Source organism: Streptomyces araujoniae, from assembly GCF_050871195.1.
Classification (GTDB): Bacteria; Actinomycetota; Actinomycetes; order Streptomycetales; family Streptomycetaceae; genus Streptomyces; species Streptomyces bacillaris.
Genome location: NZ_CP194070.1, coordinates 4513370 through 4530211, shown reverse-complemented (window position 1 = coordinate 4530211; position 16842 = coordinate 4513370). Strand labels below are relative to the sequence as shown.

Genomic DNA, 16842 nt, shown 5'->3' with positions numbered 1-16842 from the left:
GGAGGCCTCCGCCGAGGCGAGCCTCATCGCGGGCCCCTCGCCGGTCGGCCCGAACATGTCCTGCCGGCGCTCCGCATACGACATGGCTCCCCCGCCCCTCCGCGTTCCGCTTCCGCGCCCCGGGAGACTAACGCAGGACTGCGCGCGTGTACGCGATCGGGAACGATTTCCGGACAGGAGAACAGCTGCTCGACGCAGCTGGCCCTCCGCGGATGCTTGCGCTTGCGCATGCAGTGGCGACAGCCGTAGTGAGCCACTGGCTAGGCTCTGCCGCCACGTCCTTCCGGAGGGATTCACGATGATCACCTGGCGCGGGCTCACCGAGGACGACTTCCCGTTGCTGATCTCCTGGCTGGAGCAGCCGCATGTCGCCCGGTGGTGGAACCACGAGACGTCCCCCGAGGGGGTGGAACGGGACTTCGGGCCCGCCGTGCGGCGCGAGGAGCCCGCAGAGGTGCTGCTCGCCCTCCTGGACGGCGTCCCGGTCGGCCTGTTGCAGTACTGCCGGCTGACCGACTACCCGGAGTACGCGGCGGAGTTGGCGCCCTTGGTCAACGTGCCTGCCGAGGCCATGACCATCGACTATCTGATCGGTGACCCGCAGTTGGTGGGCAAGGGACTCGGCCCGCGCATGATCCGGTCGGCCCTCCGGTCGATCTGGCAGGACCACCCCCGGGCCTCCTGCGTCCTCGTGCCCGTGGTGGCGGCCAACCGGGCGTCCTGGCGGGCGCTGGAGAAGGCCGGGCTGCTGCGGATCGCCTCGGGCGACCTGAAACCGGACAACCCCGTCGACGACCCGGCCCACCACCTCTACCGGATCGACCGGCCCTGACGTACGGGGGCGGGGCCGCCGTACGTCCTCCGCCCCGAGCCGGACTCGGCCCGGCGCGGGCCGGGCGGGAGCGCCGCAGGCGGCAGGTCGGGGCGTGGCTGCCCGACCCGCTCCCCCCTTCGCCGAGGTCGTCGGCGTCCTCGGCACGACCCTGCGGCCCGCAAGCGGCTTACCGCCTCCGCCCGGCCCCCGGCCCAAGGGGCTCGGAAGGCTCGGAGGGCTCCAAGGAGGGCTCGGAGGCTCGGAGGCTCGGAAGGATCCAAGGAGGGGCTCAGGCCGGCGCCTGGCCCGTCTCGAAGCGGCTGATGCGGTCGCCGGTGACCGTGAAGACCCAGCGCGTCCGCATCGTGCCCCAGGTGTCGTTCGTGTAGTCGACGACGAGCGTGCGGCCGTCGTCCGAGGCATCGACGACCTTCATACGGCCGTTCGCCTTCGGGGAGAAGATCTCCTTCTCCGTCCAGGCCGCCAGATCCCGTTCGCTGCCGTCGTCGGACATCGTGGCGTCCTCGGTGAGGACGGCGGTGAAGGCGGTCTCGTCGCCCGCGTTGACGGCGGCGACGAACTTCTCCACCACCGGGTCGCTGATCGATGTGGTCATGGCGCTGCGCTCCTCCTCTGCCCGGCCGGGGACGGGCGTCCCCGGGGATCCGTTCCGAGTCTCTGTCGGCCGACCCAACACCGCATGTCGGACGGCGACCACCTCGGGCATCCTCCCCCGTCGGCTACTCCGTTCGGGAAGAATGGCCCGGGGGTACGGGGTACGGGGTACGGGCAGAGCACGGGGTGGCACGGACGTATGAAGCAGTGGCTGGTCGAACGCGGCATCCATTACCTGTTCCTTCTCTTCTCCGCTTTCCTCGGTGTGTCCGTCGCCGTGGTCTCCGTATGGGCGGACGGCTCCTCCGGGCGGACCAAGCAGGGCTGGGCCCTCATCGCCGGGCTCTCCGCGTTCGGGGTCGTCCTGATCACGCACTTCGAGCGGCGCCTGGTCGAGAAGGGCAAGAAACGCGCGGAAGAACGGGCGATCCGCGCCGAGGCGGACATGGCCCAGCTCTACTCGATGTCGCTGCTGCCGCTGAGCACCGCGGTGAAGGAGCTGACCCACCGGTACGCCACGGCCGCGCCGCTGCCGGCCGCCGCCCCTCCGCAGACGGCCGCCGACCTCGACCAGCGCCGCGCCGACGTGCTCGACCGCGTCCTGCGCGGGGCCGTCGACCTCACCGCCCCGCCGATCGGTCCGACCTTCCTGCCCCGCGCCCGGTGCAGCTTCTACCGGTACGACGCGGCCACGGGCGGCTTCGCGCTGGAGGGCAGCCACCCCTACCCCAACGGCCCCCGGGCGGTCATCGATCCGGTCGGCGCGGCGCACATGAGGACCGAGATCCTCGGCGGCGGCGGAAAGACCTTCAGGATCGACGGGGTCACCGTCACCCACTCGTACCTGATCCCGCCGGGGACGGCGTACAAGGCGGTCATCGCCGTACCCGTCATCCACGGCACCGAGGAGATCGGTGTCCTCGCCGTGGACGCCCCCGAGTACGAGCACTTCATCGACGCGCACGTCCCCCTCATGGAGTCCCTGGCCCATGTCCTCGCCGCGTCCTACGCGCTCAGGTAAGGAGACCTCCGATGGCGTGGTGGAACCCGCGGCGCAGACGGACCGGTGACCCCGATGATCCGCCGATGCCCAGACGCATGGAGGGCGTCCCGGACGACGTCTGGATGATCATGCTGGAGGAGGAGGGCATGCGCCGTTACGAACGCGACCGTGCCCGCATCCGCGTCGAGGCCGAACTGGCCCGGCCGCACGAACGGGCCGTGTCGCACATGAGCCTCGCCGCCATGTCGTCGGCGGTGTTCGGCGGCATCGCCCTCGCCCTGCTCGTCATGGGGTTCGGCTGGTGGAGCCTCGTACCGGTGACGCTGATGCTGCCGGCCGTGTTCTCGGCGGTGTACTTCGGGGTCGAGGCCCGCCGGGGGTTCGGGGACGGGGCCCGGAACCACTGAGCGGGCGGTGCGGCCCGTGTCGGCGTTCCCGGGACCGGCCCCGGACCGGCTCACCGGACCGCATCACCGGACCGGGCCGGACGAACGGCCTCGTCGTCGGTGGCGTGGTGCTCGTCGGGCGCGGGGCCGAGGCGCGACTCGACCGGCGGGGCGTCGGCGGAGAACTTCATTGCGTCATATACCGCCTCCACCGACACCGCCTCCACCGAGCAGTTCCCCCACCCGGCTCAGGAACACATCCCGGTCCCGGCAGGTCGTGTGTGCGGGCCACAGCGCGTGGACCGGTACGTAGACCGGCGGGTCCAGGTCGACGACGTGGGCCGCGCCGCCCGCCACCGGGCCCACGGGGGTGGTCACGAAGGCGATACGGCCGGTCGCGCTGACGGCGGTGACGGGCGGGGTGCCCTGCACGGGGTTGCGCTGGGTGTCAGGCTCCACGCCCGCCTGGCGGCACAGGCCGATCAGCAGATCCGTGTACGCGGACGAGCCGGACTCGCCCCACACCGTCAGCGGCTCCCCGTTCAGGTCCGCCAGGGCCACGGCCGGGCGGGCGGCGAGCCGGTGGCCGGCGGGGACGGCGACCCGGAGGCGGTGTTCGGCGATCCGGGCGCGGGTGAGGCCCGGGTCGGCGGGCATGGACCGGCTGAGCCCCAGGTCGCAGGCGCCGGTGAGGAGTTGGTCGCGCAGCTCGTCGGGGAAGAGCTGGCGTACGTGGGCCTGTATGCCCTGCTCCTCCGTACGGGCCCGGGTCAGCAGGTCCACCACCTCCTCCGCCGTGACCGCCGGGGTGTGGCCGATCCGCAGGTGCCCGGCCTGGCCCCGGCCGATGCGCCGGGTGCGCTCCAGGGCGGCGTGGGCCTGGGCCTGGAGCGCGCGGGCGTCGTCGATGAGGGCCTGGCCGGCGGGGGTGGGGGCGACGTGCTGGTGGCTCCGGACCAGGAGCTGGACCCCGACGTACCGCTCAAGGGTGCGGATCGAGGTGCTCAGCGCCTGCTGGCTGAGGTGCAGCCGTTCGGCCGCCCGGGTGAACCCGCCCTCCTCGGCCACGGCGACGAGGTGTTCCAGCTTGTGCAGGTCCAGGGTCACGCGGTCCTCCCGTACGCCTGGTCGGGCGGGGTCAGCGGACGGTGTAGCCGCCGTTGGCGAAGATGGTCTGCCCGGTGATCCAACCACCCTCGGTGACCAGGAACTTCACCAGCGGCGCGATGTCCTCGATCTCCGTCAGCCGGCCGCCCATGGCCTGCGACTTGTGGAACTCCACGCGCTCCGGCGTCTCCTGCGGGTAGAAGAACGGCGTGTCCATCGGCCCCGGGGCCACATTGTTCACCGCGATCCCGCGCGAGGCGAATTCCTTGGCCGCCGCCCGGGTGAAGTGCTCCAGCGGGGCCTTGGCACCCGCGTAGGTGGCGTACCCGTCGGTGAAGGCGGCGAGCAGGGAGGTCACCAGGCTGACGATCCGCCCGCCGTCGTTGAGCCGGGCACCGGCCTCCTGGAGGAAGAAGTACGCCGCCTTGGAGTTGATCGCGAACATGCGGTCGTACTCCTCCTCGGACGTCTCCGCGATCGGCTTGCGGAGGACCATGCCCGTGGTGTTCACGGCCACGTCCACCCCGCCGAAGGCGTCCAGCGCCTGGTCGAAGAGGCTGCGTACGCCGTCGACCCGGGTGAGGTCCTCCCGTACGACGAGGGCCTGGGCACCCGTGCCCCGTACCGCCTCCGCCGTCTTCTCGGCATCGGCGGCGGTGTTCTCCCCGTGGTAGTGCACGACGACATGGGCCCCGGCCTCGGCCAGGCTCCGGCTGATGAGTCCGCCGAGGTTCTTGGCCCCTCCGGCGACGACCGCGGTCTTGCCCTTCAGCTGCTGCTCGCTCATGGTGACGGTCCTCTCTGCGGCCGCGTGCCGACAGTCGGTATGCCCGTGTGCCGGTATGCGGCGTTCGTCTGCGTTCGTTGCAGTTTCCGTCGTCCACGCTAGGAGCGCCCCCGGGGCCGGGGGAAACACAAAGATCGGGTCGGCCCACCAGGAAGATGGATCGCCGCAGGTCAGGGAGGGTACGGCGGCATGACGGGAAAGCGATTGACGCATCCGTACGGGCCCCGAAGGATGATCGCGTGACGACCGAGAAGCAGCCTCCGACCGCACCGCCCACGGCCTCCGCCCCGGCCCAGGGCCAGGGCCAGGCCTCGGACCAGGCTCCGCGGTCTCCCCGCCCCGTCGCCCTCATCACCGGCGTCGGGCGCTCCATCGGGATCGGTGCGGGCATCGCGCGGCAGCTCGCGGCCTCCGGGTGGGACATCGCGTTCACGTACTGGACGCCGTACGACCGGCGCATGGAGTGGGGCGCCGAGGACGGGGCCGCAGCGTCCATCGCGGAGGAGCTGGCGGGGGCCGGAGCCCGTACGGTGGCGATCGAGGCGGACCTCACCGACCCCGGCACCCCCGACCGCGTCCTCGACGAGGCGGAGCAGCGCCTCGGTCCGGTCACCGCGCTGATCCTCTCGCACGCGGAGTCGGTGGACTCGGGGCTGCTGGACACCACCGTGGAGGCGTTCGACCGGCACTTCGCCGTGAACGCGCGGGCCAGTTGGCTGCTGATCCGCGCGTACGGGCTCCGCTTCCGCGGCGAGCCGGGCGCGGTCGAGGGCCGGGTCGTCGCGCTCACGAGCGACCACACCGTCGGCAACCTGCCCTACGGTGCGAGCAAGGGCGCCCTGGACCGCATCACCCTGGCCGCCGCGCACGAGCTGGCCCATCTCGGGGTGACCGCCAACGTCGTCAACCCCGGCCCTGTGGACACGGGTTGGATGAACGACGAGCTGCGCCAGGTCCTGACCCGAGACACCCCTCTCGGCCGGCTCGGCACCCCGCGGGACACCGCGCATCTGGTGGATTTCCTGTGTTCGCCCCAAGGCCAGTGGGTCAACGGGCAGTTGCTGAAGAGCAACGGCGGCGCGGCTTCCTGAGACCCACGCGAAATCCCCTCCGGGCGAGCGCTGCGGAGAGCTGTGGAGAGCTGACCGAGCGTCTACTGTTTGCCTGGTCCATGTAGTGCACAGGGGGTCGCATGCAAGGCGAAGACAGGGCCGGGACCGACGATGTCCAGGGCGGCGGAACGGGCGGCCGGGGCGCCGGAGGCCACGGGGGCAGTGGCGGTCACGGGGGCGCCGGTGGTCACCGGGGCAACGGCCCCGAAGATTTCCGCCCCGAGGACTCCGTACCCGGTAACTCCATGTCAGGGGACCCCACGCCCGGGAACCCCCTGCCCGGAGGGCCGATGCCCGGAGACCCCCTGCCCGGAGACTCCGCATCCGCCCAGCAGTGGCCCCCCACGCCCCCGCGCGGCGCGACCCCGCGCCCTGCCGCCCACCCGGCCCCGCGTCTGGTGATCGACGGCCGCTACGAGTTGCTGGAGCCGATCGGCAGCGGCGGCATGGGCGAGGTGTGGAAGGCCCACGACCGGCGGCTGCGGCGCTTCGTCGCCGTGAAGGGGCTGCTCGACCGGAACGCGATGACGCCCGGCACCCAGGCGGCCGCGATGCGGCGGGCGCGCCGGGAGGCGGAGGCCATCGCCAAGATCGAGCACCTGAACGTGGTGACGGTCCACGACCAGGTCGAGACCGACAACCAGGTCTGGATCGTGATGAAGCTCCTCCAAGCCCGTTCCCTGGCCGACCTGTTGCGCGCCGAGCGGGTGCTCGCCGTACCGAGGTCGGCGGACATCGGCCTGCAGATCCTCCAGGGGTTGCGGGCGGTGCACGCGGCGTCGGTCGTCCACCGGGATGTGAAGCCGGGCAACGTGCTGGTCCACGACGAAGGCCCGGCGGTCCTGGTGGACTTCGGGATCGCGACGTTCGAGGGCGCCACGCAGGTGACCCGGTCCGGCAGCGTGATCGGCACGCCCCCGTACCTGGCGCCCGAACTCTTCACCCCCGGCTCCCCCGGCCCCACCCCCGCCTCCGATCTGTGGGCGCTCGGCATCACCCTGTACGAGATGGTCGAGGGCCGGACCCCCTTCGCGGGCGGCGAGGTGTGGGAGGTCCAGGAGAACATCCGGCACTCCCCCGATCCGGTCATCCGCTACGCGGGCCCGCTCGCCCCCGTGATCCAGGGCCTCCTCTTCCCGGACCCGGACGACCGGCTGGACGCGGCGACGGCGGAGGCGATGCTGCGGGAGGTGCTGGGCGGCCCGTCGGCCCCGCACACGTCCGGGCCCGGCGCGGCGACCCACCCGCCGACGGCCCCCTCGGAACCTGCGCCCGACCCCGTACGCACCCCCGTACCGACCCCCGTACCGGAGCCCCTGGGTCCGCCCGTCCCGGCGGCCACCACCCGCCCGAAGCGCCCCCGCCCCTGGCTGAGGGCGGCGACGGCGGTGGTGTGCGTGGCCCTGCTGGGGACGGCGGGGTGGCTGGTGGCGCAGGGCATCGGCGACGACGAGAAGACCGGCACGGGCAGCGGCAGCACCACGGCAGGCTCCGGCGGCGGCCCCGCGCCGGAGCCGTGGAAGAAGACGAACCCCACGCTGAAGATCGGGGTCAAGGACGACCAGCCGGGCCTGAGCAAGTACGACAAGAAGACGGGCACGTACGCCGGTTACGACATCGACCTGGCCTACGCGATCGCCGCGCACATGGGGTACAGCCGGGACGAGGTCGCCTTCACCACGGTCGCGACCGACTACCGGAGCACCGCTCTCAAAGCGAAGCAGGTGGACCTGGTCATCGCCTCGTACAGCATCACCGACGACCGCAAGTCCGCCTCGCCCGGCGGCTACAGCGTCGACTTCGCGGGCCCGTACTACGAGGCGAGCCGGAGTTTCCTGGTCCGCGAGAAGTCGAGCAAGTACACGATCAGGGACTCCAGCGACCTGCGCCGCCTGGGCGTCGAGGTGTGTACGGCGCGGGACTCCACGTACGAGAAGGAGCTGCCCAAGCGCGGCTTCACGATGACGGAGTCCCAGCCCAACACCTACCAGGACTGCCTGGACCAACTCCTCGACGTACGCTCGGACGTCTACGCGGTCGCCTCGGACGACATCGTCCTGGCGGGCTACGAGAAGGCGAACTCGGGGAAGGTCCGGCGGCTGGAGAACATCCAGGGCGCGGAGGGGTACGGCGTGGCGATGCGCCCCGAGTCCCCGGTCCTGAAGGGCGAGGTGTGCGCGGCGCTGCGCACGATCCTGGGCAGCCGGACCTGGGACGAGATGTACGAGAAGAACCTCTCCGCCCTCCTGGACAACAAGCCCCCACCGGGCCGCCCGGACCTGACGGAGTGCGAGGGCCACTGACCGGCGGCGGTTGTCCGGGGACGGCCGGGCCTCAGCGCTCTGTCACGGGAACTGTCCGGCCTGACCACTCTGTTACGGGGACGGCCCGGCCCCACCTCTCTGGTACGGGGTCGGATCGGGCCCGGCCTACGGGACCAGGCGCCACGGCCCCGCCGCCACCGCCCCGGGCGACCGGCCGACCGACCCGAGCGCAGGTCGGCCGGCCCGACTGCAGGGTCGGCCGGCCCCGCTCTCACCGCTCCGGAAACCGCTCCCCGCACCGGCTGCAGAAGACCGGCGCGGGATCCTCCGACAGCCGCCCGCACTCCGCACAGACCCGGTCCAGCATGCAGGGCCCTTCGCCGCCTTCGTACGCGGGCGTCCCGCCCGGCCCCTTGACAGCCATTCCGGGCCGCCGACGATGAACGGTGAGGTAGGTCAGCCCCTCCGGCCCCGCGACGAGGGCGCGCCGCGACGACCGGGGCAGCCAGAGGACGGAACGCGGCCCCAACACCAGCTCCCCGCCCGCCACCCGCACGAGCCCCCCGCCCGCCACCACGACGAGCAGCACATCGAGCACGTCCTCCTGGTGCTCCCCCACCTCCGCACCGGCAGGCAGCCGCACCAGGTTGGCGTCCAGCTCCCGCCCCGCCTCGGCCAACTGCCACAACGCCCCGCGCTGGTCGGGACGGGCGGCGGCAAGGACGTCGTCCAGCAGGGCAAGGACCCGGGGAGTGGCGTTCACGGCGCCCAGATTACGCCGCGCGCATAAGGTGTTCCGGCCTCACGAACCGACAAGGAGCAGCCCAGTGGACCCCAGCGAACCCGACGAGCTGTACCCGCCGATCGAGCCGTACGCGAGCGGCATGCTGGAGGTCGGGGACGGCAATCGCGTGTACTGGGAGGCGTGCGGGAATCCGGACGGGAAGCCCGCGCTGGTGGTGCACGGTGGGCCCGGGTCGGGGTGCGGACCGCGGGCGCGGCGGTACTTCGACCCGGAGCGGTACCGGGTGGTCCTCTTCGACCAGCGCGGCTGCGGGCGGTCGACCCCGCACGCGAGCGACCCGGCGACCGACCTGCGGCCCAACACGACCCACCATCTGATCGCCGACATGGAGCGCCTCCGGGAACACCTCGGCGTCACGGACTGGCTGCTGTACGGGGGTTCCTGGGGCTCCACGCTGATCCTGGCGTACGCGCAGGCGCACCCGGAGCGGGTCACGGAGGCCGTCATCGCCTCGGTCACCACGACCCGGCGCAGCGAGATCGACTGGCTCTACCGGGGCGTCGGGCAGCTCTTCCCCGAGGCCTGGCACGCCTTCCGGGAAGGGGCCCCCGAGGCGACGGACCCCACCGGTCCGGCGACGGAGCCCGCCGGGCTGGTCGCGGCCTACGCGCGCCTGCTGGAGAGTCCGGACCCCGCCGTACGGGAGCGGGCCACCGCCGCCTGGTGCGCCTGGGAGGACGCGGTCCTCTCCCTGGAGGCCGGGCCGGGGCCGGCTCCGTACAGCGGGCGCCCCGACCGCGACCAGCGGGCCATGGTCCGCATCTGCGCCCACTACTTCTCGCACGGCGCCTGGCTGCGGGAGAACCAGCTCATCGACGAGGCCCACCGGCTGGCCGGCATCCCCGCCGTCCTCGTCCACGGCCGCTTCGACCTGGGCAGCCCCCTGACCACCGCCTGGGAGCTCGACCGGGCCTGGCCGGAGGCGGAGTTGACGGTCATCGACGACGCGGGGCACCTCGGCGGGCCCGCGACCCGGCGGGCGGTGCTGGCGGCGCTGGACCGGTTCGCGGGGTAGCGGGGGCAGGACAGCGCCGTCGGCCTCCGTCCCACGCAGGGCAGCGCGGTCGGCCGCCGCCCACCAGCCGGACGGACCGGCCCGCCGCCCCACGCAGGGCAACGCCGTCGGCCGCCGCCTCTCTGGGCGCGGACCCTGGTCCTCCGCCGTCCCCACCCCAGGCAGCGAGACCGGCCGCCACCCCTACGCGGGACGGCGGCCGGTCTCGTCCGTCGGCTCACCTCACCAGGCGAAGGCCTCCGGAGACGGCCCCGGGCCCGGGAAGATCTCGTCGAGGCCGGTGAGTACCGGCTCCGGGAGGTCGAGTTCCAGGGCGCGCAGGGCGCTGTCCAGCTGTTCCGCCGTCCGGGGGCCGACGATCGGGCCCGTGATGCCGGGGCGGGTGAGCAGCCAGGCCAGGGCCGCTTCGCCGGGTTCCAGGCCGTGCTTCTCCAGCAGGTCCTCGTACGCCTGGACCTGGGAGCGGACCGCGCTGTTGGCCAGGGCGTCGGCCGAGCGGCCCGAGGCGCGGCGGCCCTCCGTGGCCTCCTTCTTGATGACGCCGCCCAGCAGGCCGCCGTGGAGCGGGGACCAGGGGATGACGCCGAGGCCGTACTCCTGCGCGGCCGGGATGACCTCCATCTCGGCGCGGCGCTCGGCCAGGTTGTAGATGCACTGCTCGCTGACCAGGCCGAGCGAACCGCGCCTGGCTGCCTGCTCGTTGGCCTGGGCGATCTTGTAGCCGGGGAAGTTCGAGGAGCCCGCGTACAGGATCTTGCCCTGCTGGACCAGGACGTCGATCGCCTGCCAGATCTCCTCGAACGGGGTGTTCCGGTCGACGTGGTGGAACTGGTAGAGGTCGATGTGGTCCGTCTGGAGCCGCTTGAGCGACGCGTCGACCGCACGGCGGATGTTCACGGCGGAGAGCTTGTCGTGGTTGGGCCAGGCGTCGCCGTCGGGGGCCATGTTCCCGTACATCTTGGTGGCCAGGACCACCTTGTCGCGGCGGCCGCCGCCCTGGGCGAACCAGGTGCCGAGGATCTCCTCGGTGCGCCCCTTGTTCTCGCCCCAGCCGTAGACGTTGGCGGTGTCGAAGAAGTTCAGCCCCGCGGCGAGCGCGGAGTCCATGATCGCGTGGCTGTCCGACTCGTTGGTCTGCGGGCCGAAGTTCATCGTGCCGAGCACGAGTCGGCTGACCTTGAGTCCGGTGCGTCCGAGCTGTGTGTACTTCATGACGCCCCAGCCAACTCCTTCGAGTCCACTCCAGGCAAGGACGCGTCGGCCCCGTGTCCCGTCACGGCCCCTGGCGGGTTCTCTGCGAGGCCCTGTGAGGCCGTGGCGGGTTCCCTGTGAGGCCTTGGCGGGTTCCGGTGGGCCCCTGCGGGTTTTCCGGTGGGCCCCGGCGGGATTTCCGGCGGGTCGCCGGTGGGGCGGTCCTCAGCCGTCCTTCTCCGGCGGGTTCACCGGCGTACGCAGCCGTCTGTCCAGCTCCTCGCAGTCCGCCGCCGCGTCCGGCTCCACGTCCGGCTCCGCGCGTCTCCTGCGCTTGTTGCGCACATGGCCCTCGACCGTGGAGGCGGCGGGCGTCCGTCCTCGACGACCTGTTCCTCGGGCGGACGCCGGGGCCGCTCCCGTGGCTGGGCGCGGCGAAGCCGTCGGCGGGGTGGTGCTGGTGCAGCGGGGCGCGGGGGCGGCACCGACGGCACCGACTGCCCGTACGGTCACCCCGCCGTCCGTCTCAGGCGCCGAAGGCGGCCGACACGGCGACGACGAGGAACATGAGCACGAGCGCGGCCGCCATGATGCGGTTTCTGGTCTTCGGGTCCACCCTTCGAGCGTAACCGCACCGCTCACCGCCCCAGCGCCCAGGCCCGCACCACCGCGTAGCGCGGCCGCTCCCCCGGCACCCCCGAGTGCGGGAGTTCACTCCGTACGAGACTCAGCTCACCGGCCTCCCAGCCCTGCCCCTCGAACCCCGCCAGCGCCTCGGTGAACGGCCGCAGCTCCGCTCCCGCCCGGCTCCGGGCCAGCGTGAGGTGCGGGGTGAAGCGGCGGTGCTCCTCCAGCGGCACCCCGGACCGCCGGCCCGCCGCGTCCGCGCGCTCGGCCAGCAGCCGCAGCGCGTCGAGCCCGCCCGCCGCCCCGGCCCACAGCGCCCGCCCGCCGAAGTGCCCCGCCCCGTGGACGCGGAGGCGGAAGGGCTCGGTCCGGTGCGCGGCCCGCCCCAGCCGCGCCTCCAGCTCCGGCCGTACGTCCTCGTCCGGCACCTCCCCGTAGAACGCCAGCGTGACGTGCCAGTCCTCGGGCCGCGTCCAGCGCAGGTCCCGCGCGCCGGGGAGTGCACGGAGGGGCGCCACCGCCGTACGGAGTTCGGCCACGGCGGAGGGCGGCGGCAGGACCGCGGCGAAGAGACGCTGGGCGGGGCGGCGGGGCCGGGTGGGCAGAGCTCCCGGCTGACAGCCGGGCTGACGGCCGGGGTCACAGTCCCGCTGCCGGCCGGGGTCACGGTCCAGGTGACGGCCGGGGTCACGGTCCAGGTGACGGCTGGGGACACGGTCCGGCTGACGGCCGGAGTCACAGTCCCGCTGCCGGCCGGAGTCACGGTCCAGGTGACGGCCGGAGTCACGGTCCAGGTCACTGCCGGGGTCGCGGCTGCTCATGGGCGCGAGTCTGGCAGAGGCCCTCCGGGAGGCGGGGAGGCCCGGCGACCCGGCACCGGTAGCGGGTCAGCACCCCCGGACACGCGGAAGACGCCCGTCCCCCTGGTCAGAGAGAGGGCGCCTTCCGCGTGAGCCCGTGAGCCGCCTCGACCTCGCGAGTCCGTCCCATGACCCGCCTGGACCCGGCGAACCCCACACGTCCCGCAGGCCCCACGGAGTACCTACGTCACGCCGCCGTCGCCAGCCGCTCGCGCGGTACGAAGCGGACGTGCGGGCGGCCCTGGCGGAGGTCGACCTTCAGGCGGAGGCCTCCGACGCGGGCGAGGGCGAAGCCGACGGCCAGGGCGGCGATCACCGAGATCACGCCGCCGGACGCGAAGCCGACGCGGGCGCCGTACGTGTCGCTGATCCAGCCGACGATCGGGGCGCCCACCGGCGTACCCCCGGCGAAGACCATCATGTAGAGGCTCATCACCCGGCCCCGCATCTCGGGGTCGGCCGCCATCTGCACGCTCGTGTTCGCGGTGATGTTCGTCGTCAGGCCCAGCATCCCGATCGGGACCAGGAGGAGGGAGAACAGCCAGACGTACGGGGAGAGCGAGGCCGCGATCTCCAGCAGGCCGAACGCCGTGCCCGCCGCCACCAGCATCCGCAGCCGGGTGGAGCGGCGCCGGGCCGAGAGCAGTGCTCCGGCCAGGGAACCGGCGGCCATCAGGATGTTGAAGAAGGAGTACATCCCGGCGCCGCCGCCGAAGACCCCGTCCGCGAAGGCGGTCAGCCAGATCGGGAAGTTGAACCCGAACGTGCCGACGAAGCCGACCAGGACGATCGGCCAGATCAGCTCCGGGCGGCCCCGGACGTACCTCAGCCCCTCGCGCAGCTGGCCCTTGGCGCGGGGCACCCGGACCGAGGCGTGGAGTTCGCTCGTCCGCATCATCAGCAGGCCGATGAGCGGGGCCAGGAAGGAGAGGCCGTTGAGCAGGAACGCCCAGCCGCTGCCGACCGTCGTGATCAGGACACCCGCGACGGCGGGGCCGATGAGCCGGGCGGACTGGAAGTTCGCCGAGTTGAGGCTGACCGCGTTACGGAGCTGGGCGGGGCCGACCATCTCGGAGACGAACGACTGGCGGGCCGGGTTGTCGACGACCGTCACCATGCCGAGCAGGAACGCGATCAGGTAGACGTGCCAGACCTCCACGACCCCGGTCAGGGTCAGGACGGCCAGCGCGATACCGCACAGGCCGAGCATGGCCTGGCTGACGAGCAGGATCTGCCGCTTCGGGAGGCGGTCGGCGATGACACCGCCGTACAGGCCGAAGAGCAGCATCGGAAGGAACTGGAGGGCCGTGGTGATGCCCACGGCCGTGGCGGAGCCCGTCAGGCTCAGGACGAGCCAGTCCTGCGTGATGCGGGACATCCAGGTACCGGTGTTGGAGATCACGGCGCCCGTGGCGAACAGGCGGTAGTTGCGGATCTTCAGCGACGAGAAGGTCCCGCCGGTCTTGCTCTCGTGGGTGGAAGCCGGTGCGGGGGCGGAGTCTGCTCCGGGTCCCGTACTCAAAAGGGTTCATCTCCTCGTACGTCTGCGGCGTGCTGTCCGACGAGGACGTGACGGCGGGCGCTCCGGCGGTGGTCGGTCCGGTCCGCCGTACGTCGGGTGTACGGCGGACCGGTCACCGGCGGTGCGCCCGCGGGGTCACAGGTGGGCGAGCTTCTCCAGCACGGGCGCGGCGGCCCGCAGCTTCTCCCACTCGTCCTCGTCCAGGCCCTCGGCGAGCTGGGACAGCCAGGCGTTCCGCTTGCTGCGGCTCTCCGCGAGCATGGCCTCGGCCTGCTCCGTCTGGCTGACCATCTTCTGCCGACGGTCATCGGGGTGCGCTTCCAGCCTGACGAGTCCCTTCGCCTCCAGCAGCGCGACGATGCGGGTCATCGACGGGGGCTGCACGTGCTCCTTGCGGGCAAGCTCGCCGGGGGTGGCCGAGCCGCAGCGGGCAAGGGTGCCGAGCACCGACATCTCGGTGGGGCTCAGCGATTCGTCGACGCGCTGGTGCTTCAGGCGCCGGCCCAGCAGCATCACGGCCGAGCGGAGGGAGCTCACGGCGGCGGCACTCTCGCCGTCGTGGATCAGGTCAGGCATGTTCGTTAGCGTAACTCATTACCCTATCTAAATACCACCCGATAAGGCGCCAGCGGAATTCCGGTCACCCGAACGGGTGAGTTGGAAGCGGAAAGTGACGCGCGGAGCGCCCCGGGGCGGCGACCCTGCTGGGCATGGGATCGACAGTGCTCAGCCTGCGGATAGACGGTGAGCTGCTCGACCGGCTCCGGCAGCATGCGGCCAAACGCGGAATGAGCGTCCAGGACTACGTGGTCCGGACGCTCATTCGCGACGACTTCGACGAGCGCTTCAAGGCGGCCGTCGACGAGACGGAGAAGTTCTACGGCGACTCCGCGGAAGGGCGTGACGCCTCCGATCACGCGAGACCCGTCACGTGAAGCCGGTGACGTGCAGCAGGTGACGTGCAGCCAGTGGCCTGAGACCGGTTGCGTGGGACCGGCGACCTGAAGCCAGTGGCCCGAGGCCGGTCACGTGAGGCCGGTTACGTGAGGCCGGTTACGTGAGGCCGGTTACGTGAGGCCGAGCGCCGGCATCGCGTAGTAGAAGACGAAGACCGCCGACACCACGTACATCGCGATCGGGACCTCACGGCCCCGGCCCGCCGCCAGCCGCAGCACGGAGAAGGCGATGAAGCCGATGCCGATGCCGTTGGTGATCGAGTACGTGAACGGCATCATCACCATCGCCAGGAACGCCGGGACCGCCAGCGTGTAGTCGCTCCAGTCGATGTCCCGGACCGACCCCGCGATGATCAGGAAGCCGACCGCCAGCAGGGCGGGGGTGGCCGCCTGCGACGGGACCATGGTCGCCAGCGGTGTGAGGAACAGCGCCACCGAGAAGAGCAGACCGGTCACCACGCTCGCCAGTCCGGTGCGGGCGCCCTCTCCGACGCCCGCCGTGGACTCCACGAAGCAGGTGGTGGCGGAGGCGGAGGTCGCACCGCCCGAGGCGACCGCGATGCCGTCCACGAACAGCACCTTGTTGATGCCGGGGAAGTTGCCGTCCCGGTCCATCAGCTTGGCCTCGTCACCGACGCCCAGGATGGTGCCCATCGCGTCGAAGAAGCAGGACAGCAGCACGGTGAAGACGAAGAGGATGCCGGTCAGCAGCCCGACCTTCGCGAAGCCGCCGAAGAGGCTGACCTCGCCCAGCAGCCCGAAGTCCGGCGCCGAGACGGGGTTCCCCGGCCACGACGGCGTCGTCAGCCCCCAGGCCCCCTCGGGCAGCCCGGCCACCGCGTCGATGACCAGGGCGACCACCGTCATGGCGATGATCGAGATGAGGATCGCGCCGGGCACCTTGCGCACGATCAGCGCGAGCGTGAGCAGCGCGCCGAGGACGAAGACCAGGATCGGCCAGCCGTTGAGGTGGCCGTCGCCGCCGAGCTGGAGCGGGACGGTGGTGTGGGCTGCGTCGGGGATACGCGAGACGAAGCCGGAGTCGACCAGGCCGATGAGCAGGATGAAGAGGCCGATGCCGATCGCGATGCCCTTGCGGAGCGAGCGCGGTACGGCGTTCATCACGCGCTCCCGCAGCCCGGTCGCGACCAGCAGCATGACCACGATGCCCGCGAGGACGACCATGCCCATCGCGTCCGGCCAGCTCATCCGGGGGGCGAGCTGGAGGGCGACCACGGTGTTGACGCCGAGCCCGGCCGCGAGCGCGATCGGCACATTGCCGATGACGCCCATCAGGAGCGTGGAGAAGGCGGCGGAGAGCACGGTGGCGGTGACCAGCTGACCGTTGTCGAGCTGGTGGCCGTACATGTCCTTCGCGCTGCCCAGGATGATCGGGTTGAGCACGATGATGTACGCCATCGCGAAGAACGTGGCGAACCCGCCGCGCACCTCGCGCGCGAGGCTCGACCCCCGCTCGGAGATCTTGAAAAACCGGTCCAGGCTGCCCGTGGGCTGCGGAGCCGAGGGCTGCGGGGCGTCGACCGGAGCGGTGGCCGAGGGGGGCATGGATGACCTCAGTCGTACGTAGGAGGGGTGGACGGAGAAGGGCGGAAGGGGGGCGGACGTGCGGGGGTGAAGACGGGGCGCCAGCGGCAAAGAGGGCGAAAGGCGATCGAAATTGGATGTTCAGACGAACAAATCGAGCCAGCCCAAAGCAGATTCAGTATGAATACATCAGGCGAAGATCGCTATCTCCGCGCGTAGACCCTTGGGGGGAG

The 16842-nt window shown here is 72.1% G+C and carries 17 protein-coding genes; 7 read left to right on the top strand and 10 right to left on the bottom strand.

Features of this window, described 5'->3' with window-relative positions; translation table 11 throughout:
- Window positions 1–298 precede the first annotated feature (298 nt).
- On the top strand, window positions 299–832 hold the full coding sequence (locus ACQ9ZG_RS19400) for a GNAT family N-acetyltransferase (protein ID WP_109916018.1): 534 nt from the start codon (window positions 299–301) through the stop codon (window positions 830–832).
- 271 nt (window positions 833–1103) lie between these two features.
- On the opposite strand, the gene ACQ9ZG_RS19395 is transcribed toward ACQ9ZG_RS19400, so the two are convergent.
- Window positions 1104–1430 (bottom strand): nuclear transport factor 2 family protein, encoded by a 327-nt coding sequence (locus ACQ9ZG_RS19395; RefSeq protein ID WP_028416904.1) that lies wholly within the window; start codon window positions 1428–1430, stop codon window positions 1104–1106.
- Window positions 1431–1628: 198 nt separating this feature from the next.
- On the opposite strand from ACQ9ZG_RS19395, the gene ACQ9ZG_RS19390 reads away from it, so the two are divergent.
- Together ACQ9ZG_RS19390 and ACQ9ZG_RS19385 are read left to right on the top strand one after the other, a co-directional pair.
- On the top strand, window positions 1629–2450 hold the full coding sequence (locus tag ACQ9ZG_RS19390; protein WP_109917558.1) for a GAF domain-containing protein: 822 nt from the start codon (window positions 1629–1631) through the stop codon (window positions 2448–2450).
- Between the two features lie 65 nt (window positions 2451–2515).
- Entirely contained in the window at window positions 2516–2839 is a 324-nt protein-coding gene (locus ACQ9ZG_RS19385; RefSeq protein ID WP_146225933.1) for a hypothetical protein, read from the top strand.
- 174 nt (window positions 2840–3013) lie between these two features.
- Here the strand turns inward: ACQ9ZG_RS19385 and ACQ9ZG_RS19380 are convergent, their stop codons facing one another.
- Both ACQ9ZG_RS19380 and ACQ9ZG_RS19375 read right to left on the bottom strand, forming a co-directional pair.
- The gene (locus ACQ9ZG_RS19380) at window positions 3014–3925 is read right to left on the bottom strand and encodes a LysR family transcriptional regulator (RefSeq protein WP_499280938.1); all 912 of its coding nucleotides are present in this window, start codon (window positions 3923–3925) and stop codon (window positions 3014–3016) included.
- Window positions 3926–3956: 31 nt separating this feature from the next.
- Entirely contained in the window at window positions 3957–4712 is a 756-nt protein-coding gene (locus tag ACQ9ZG_RS19375; protein WP_099219203.1) for an SDR family oxidoreductase, read from the bottom strand.
- A 239-nt stretch (window positions 4713–4951) separates the two neighbouring features.
- Here ACQ9ZG_RS19375 and ACQ9ZG_RS19370 point away from each other — a divergent pair, with 239 nt between their 5' ends.
- Both ACQ9ZG_RS19370 and ACQ9ZG_RS19365 read left to right on the top strand, forming a co-directional pair.
- The gene (locus tag ACQ9ZG_RS19370; RefSeq protein WP_375138314.1) at window positions 4952–5803 is read left to right on the top strand and encodes an SDR family oxidoreductase; all 852 of its coding nucleotides are present in this window, start codon (window positions 4952–4954) and stop codon (window positions 5801–5803) included.
- Window positions 5804–6270: 467 nt separating this feature from the next.
- Window positions 6271–8127 (top strand): serine/threonine-protein kinase, encoded by a 1857-nt coding sequence (locus ACQ9ZG_RS19365; protein WP_499281620.1) that lies wholly within the window; start codon window positions 6271–6273, stop codon window positions 8125–8127.
- Between the two features lie 232 nt (window positions 8128–8359).
- Here the strand turns inward: ACQ9ZG_RS19365 and ACQ9ZG_RS19360 are convergent, their stop codons facing one another.
- Entirely contained in the window at window positions 8360–8851 is a 492-nt protein-coding gene (locus ACQ9ZG_RS19360; protein ID WP_109915635.1) for a hypothetical protein, read from the bottom strand.
- Between the two features lie 64 nt (window positions 8852–8915).
- Between ACQ9ZG_RS19360 and pip the strand changes: the two genes are divergently transcribed.
- On the top strand, window positions 8916–9908 hold the full coding sequence (gene pip / locus ACQ9ZG_RS19355) for a prolyl aminopeptidase (RefSeq protein ID WP_109915636.1): 993 nt from the start codon (window positions 8916–8918) through the stop codon (window positions 9906–9908).
- A gap of 222 nt (window positions 9909–10130) precedes the next feature.
- On the opposite strand, the gene ACQ9ZG_RS19350 is transcribed toward pip, so the two are convergent.
- The 5 genes from ACQ9ZG_RS19350 to ACQ9ZG_RS19330 form a co-directional block, all read right to left on the bottom strand.
- Window positions 10131–11120, bottom strand: a complete 990-nt coding sequence (locus ACQ9ZG_RS19350) for an aldo/keto reductase (protein ID WP_028416915.1) — start codon at window positions 11118–11120, stop codon at window positions 10131–10133.
- 204 nt (window positions 11121–11324) lie between these two features.
- Entirely contained in the window at window positions 11325–11612 is a 288-nt protein-coding gene (locus ACQ9ZG_RS19345) for a hypothetical protein (RefSeq protein ID WP_258311881.1), read from the bottom strand.
- Window positions 11613–11737: 125 nt separating this feature from the next.
- Complete coding sequence (gene thpR, locus ACQ9ZG_RS19340) at window positions 11738–12331, bottom strand: RNA 2',3'-cyclic phosphodiesterase (protein ID WP_499281619.1); 594 nt, start codon at window positions 12329–12331, stop codon at window positions 11738–11740.
- A 442-nt stretch (window positions 12332–12773) separates the two neighbouring features.
- A complete protein-coding gene (locus ACQ9ZG_RS19335; protein ID WP_109917181.1) occupies window positions 12774–14108 on the bottom strand; it encodes an MFS transporter in 1335 nt (444 codons plus the stop codon).
- A 135-nt stretch (window positions 14109–14243) separates the two neighbouring features.
- Window positions 14244–14684 (bottom strand): MarR family winged helix-turn-helix transcriptional regulator, encoded by a 441-nt coding sequence (locus ACQ9ZG_RS19330; protein ID WP_028416918.1) that lies wholly within the window; start codon window positions 14682–14684, stop codon window positions 14244–14246.
- Window positions 14685–14818: 134 nt separating this feature from the next.
- On the opposite strand from ACQ9ZG_RS19330, the gene ACQ9ZG_RS19325 reads away from it, so the two are divergent.
- Window positions 14819–15043 carry a hypothetical protein gene (locus tag ACQ9ZG_RS19325; RefSeq protein WP_028416919.1) on the top strand — a complete coding sequence of 75 codons (225 nt, stop codon included), beginning with the start codon at window positions 14819–14821 and terminating at the stop codon, window positions 15041–15043.
- 132 nt (window positions 15044–15175) lie between these two features.
- Here the strand turns inward: ACQ9ZG_RS19325 and ACQ9ZG_RS19320 are convergent, their stop codons facing one another.
- Window positions 15176–16630: an NCS2 family permease gene (locus ACQ9ZG_RS19320; protein WP_018490529.1), complete on the bottom strand. Its 1455-nt coding sequence runs from the start codon at window positions 16628–16630 to the stop codon at window positions 15176–15178.
- Between the last annotated feature and the right edge of the window lie 212 nt (window positions 16631–16842).

Bases quoted from the DNA above. Each gene is read 5' to 3' on its own strand.
- ACQ9ZG_RS19400 (WP_109916018.1), top strand. From the start codon at position 299: ATGATCACCTGGCGCGGGCTCACCGAGGACGACTTCCCGTTGCTGATC.
- ACQ9ZG_RS19395 (WP_028416904.1), bottom strand. From the start codon at position 1,430: ATGACCACATCGATCAGCGACCCGGTGGTGGAGAAGTTCGTCGCCGCC.
- ACQ9ZG_RS19390 (WP_109917558.1), top strand. From the start codon at position 1,629: ATGAAGCAGTGGCTGGTCGAACGCGGCATCCATTACCTGTTCCTTCTC.
- ACQ9ZG_RS19385 (WP_146225933.1), top strand. From the start codon at position 2,516: ATGCCCAGACGCATGGAGGGCGTCCCGGACGACGTCTGGATGATCATG.
- ACQ9ZG_RS19375 (WP_099219203.1), bottom strand. From the start codon at position 4,712: ATGAGCGAGCAGCAGCTGAAGGGCAAGACCGCGGTCGTCGCCGGAGGG.
- ACQ9ZG_RS19365 (WP_499281620.1), top strand. From the start codon at position 6,271: ATGGGCGAGGTGTGGAAGGCCCACGACCGGCGGCTGCGGCGCTTCGTC.
- ACQ9ZG_RS19350 (WP_028416915.1), bottom strand. From the start codon at position 11,120: ATGAAGTACACACAGCTCGGACGCACCGGACTCAAGGTCAGCCGACTC.
- ACQ9ZG_RS19330 (WP_028416918.1), bottom strand. From the start codon at position 14,684: ATGCCTGACCTGATCCACGACGGCGAGAGTGCCGCCGCCGTGAGCTCC.
- ACQ9ZG_RS19325 (WP_028416919.1), top strand. From the start codon at position 14,819: ATGGGATCGACAGTGCTCAGCCTGCGGATAGACGGTGAGCTGCTCGAC.
- ACQ9ZG_RS19320 (WP_018490529.1), bottom strand. From the start codon at position 16,630: ATGCCCCCCTCGGCCACCGCTCCGGTCGACGCCCCGCAGCCCTCGGCT.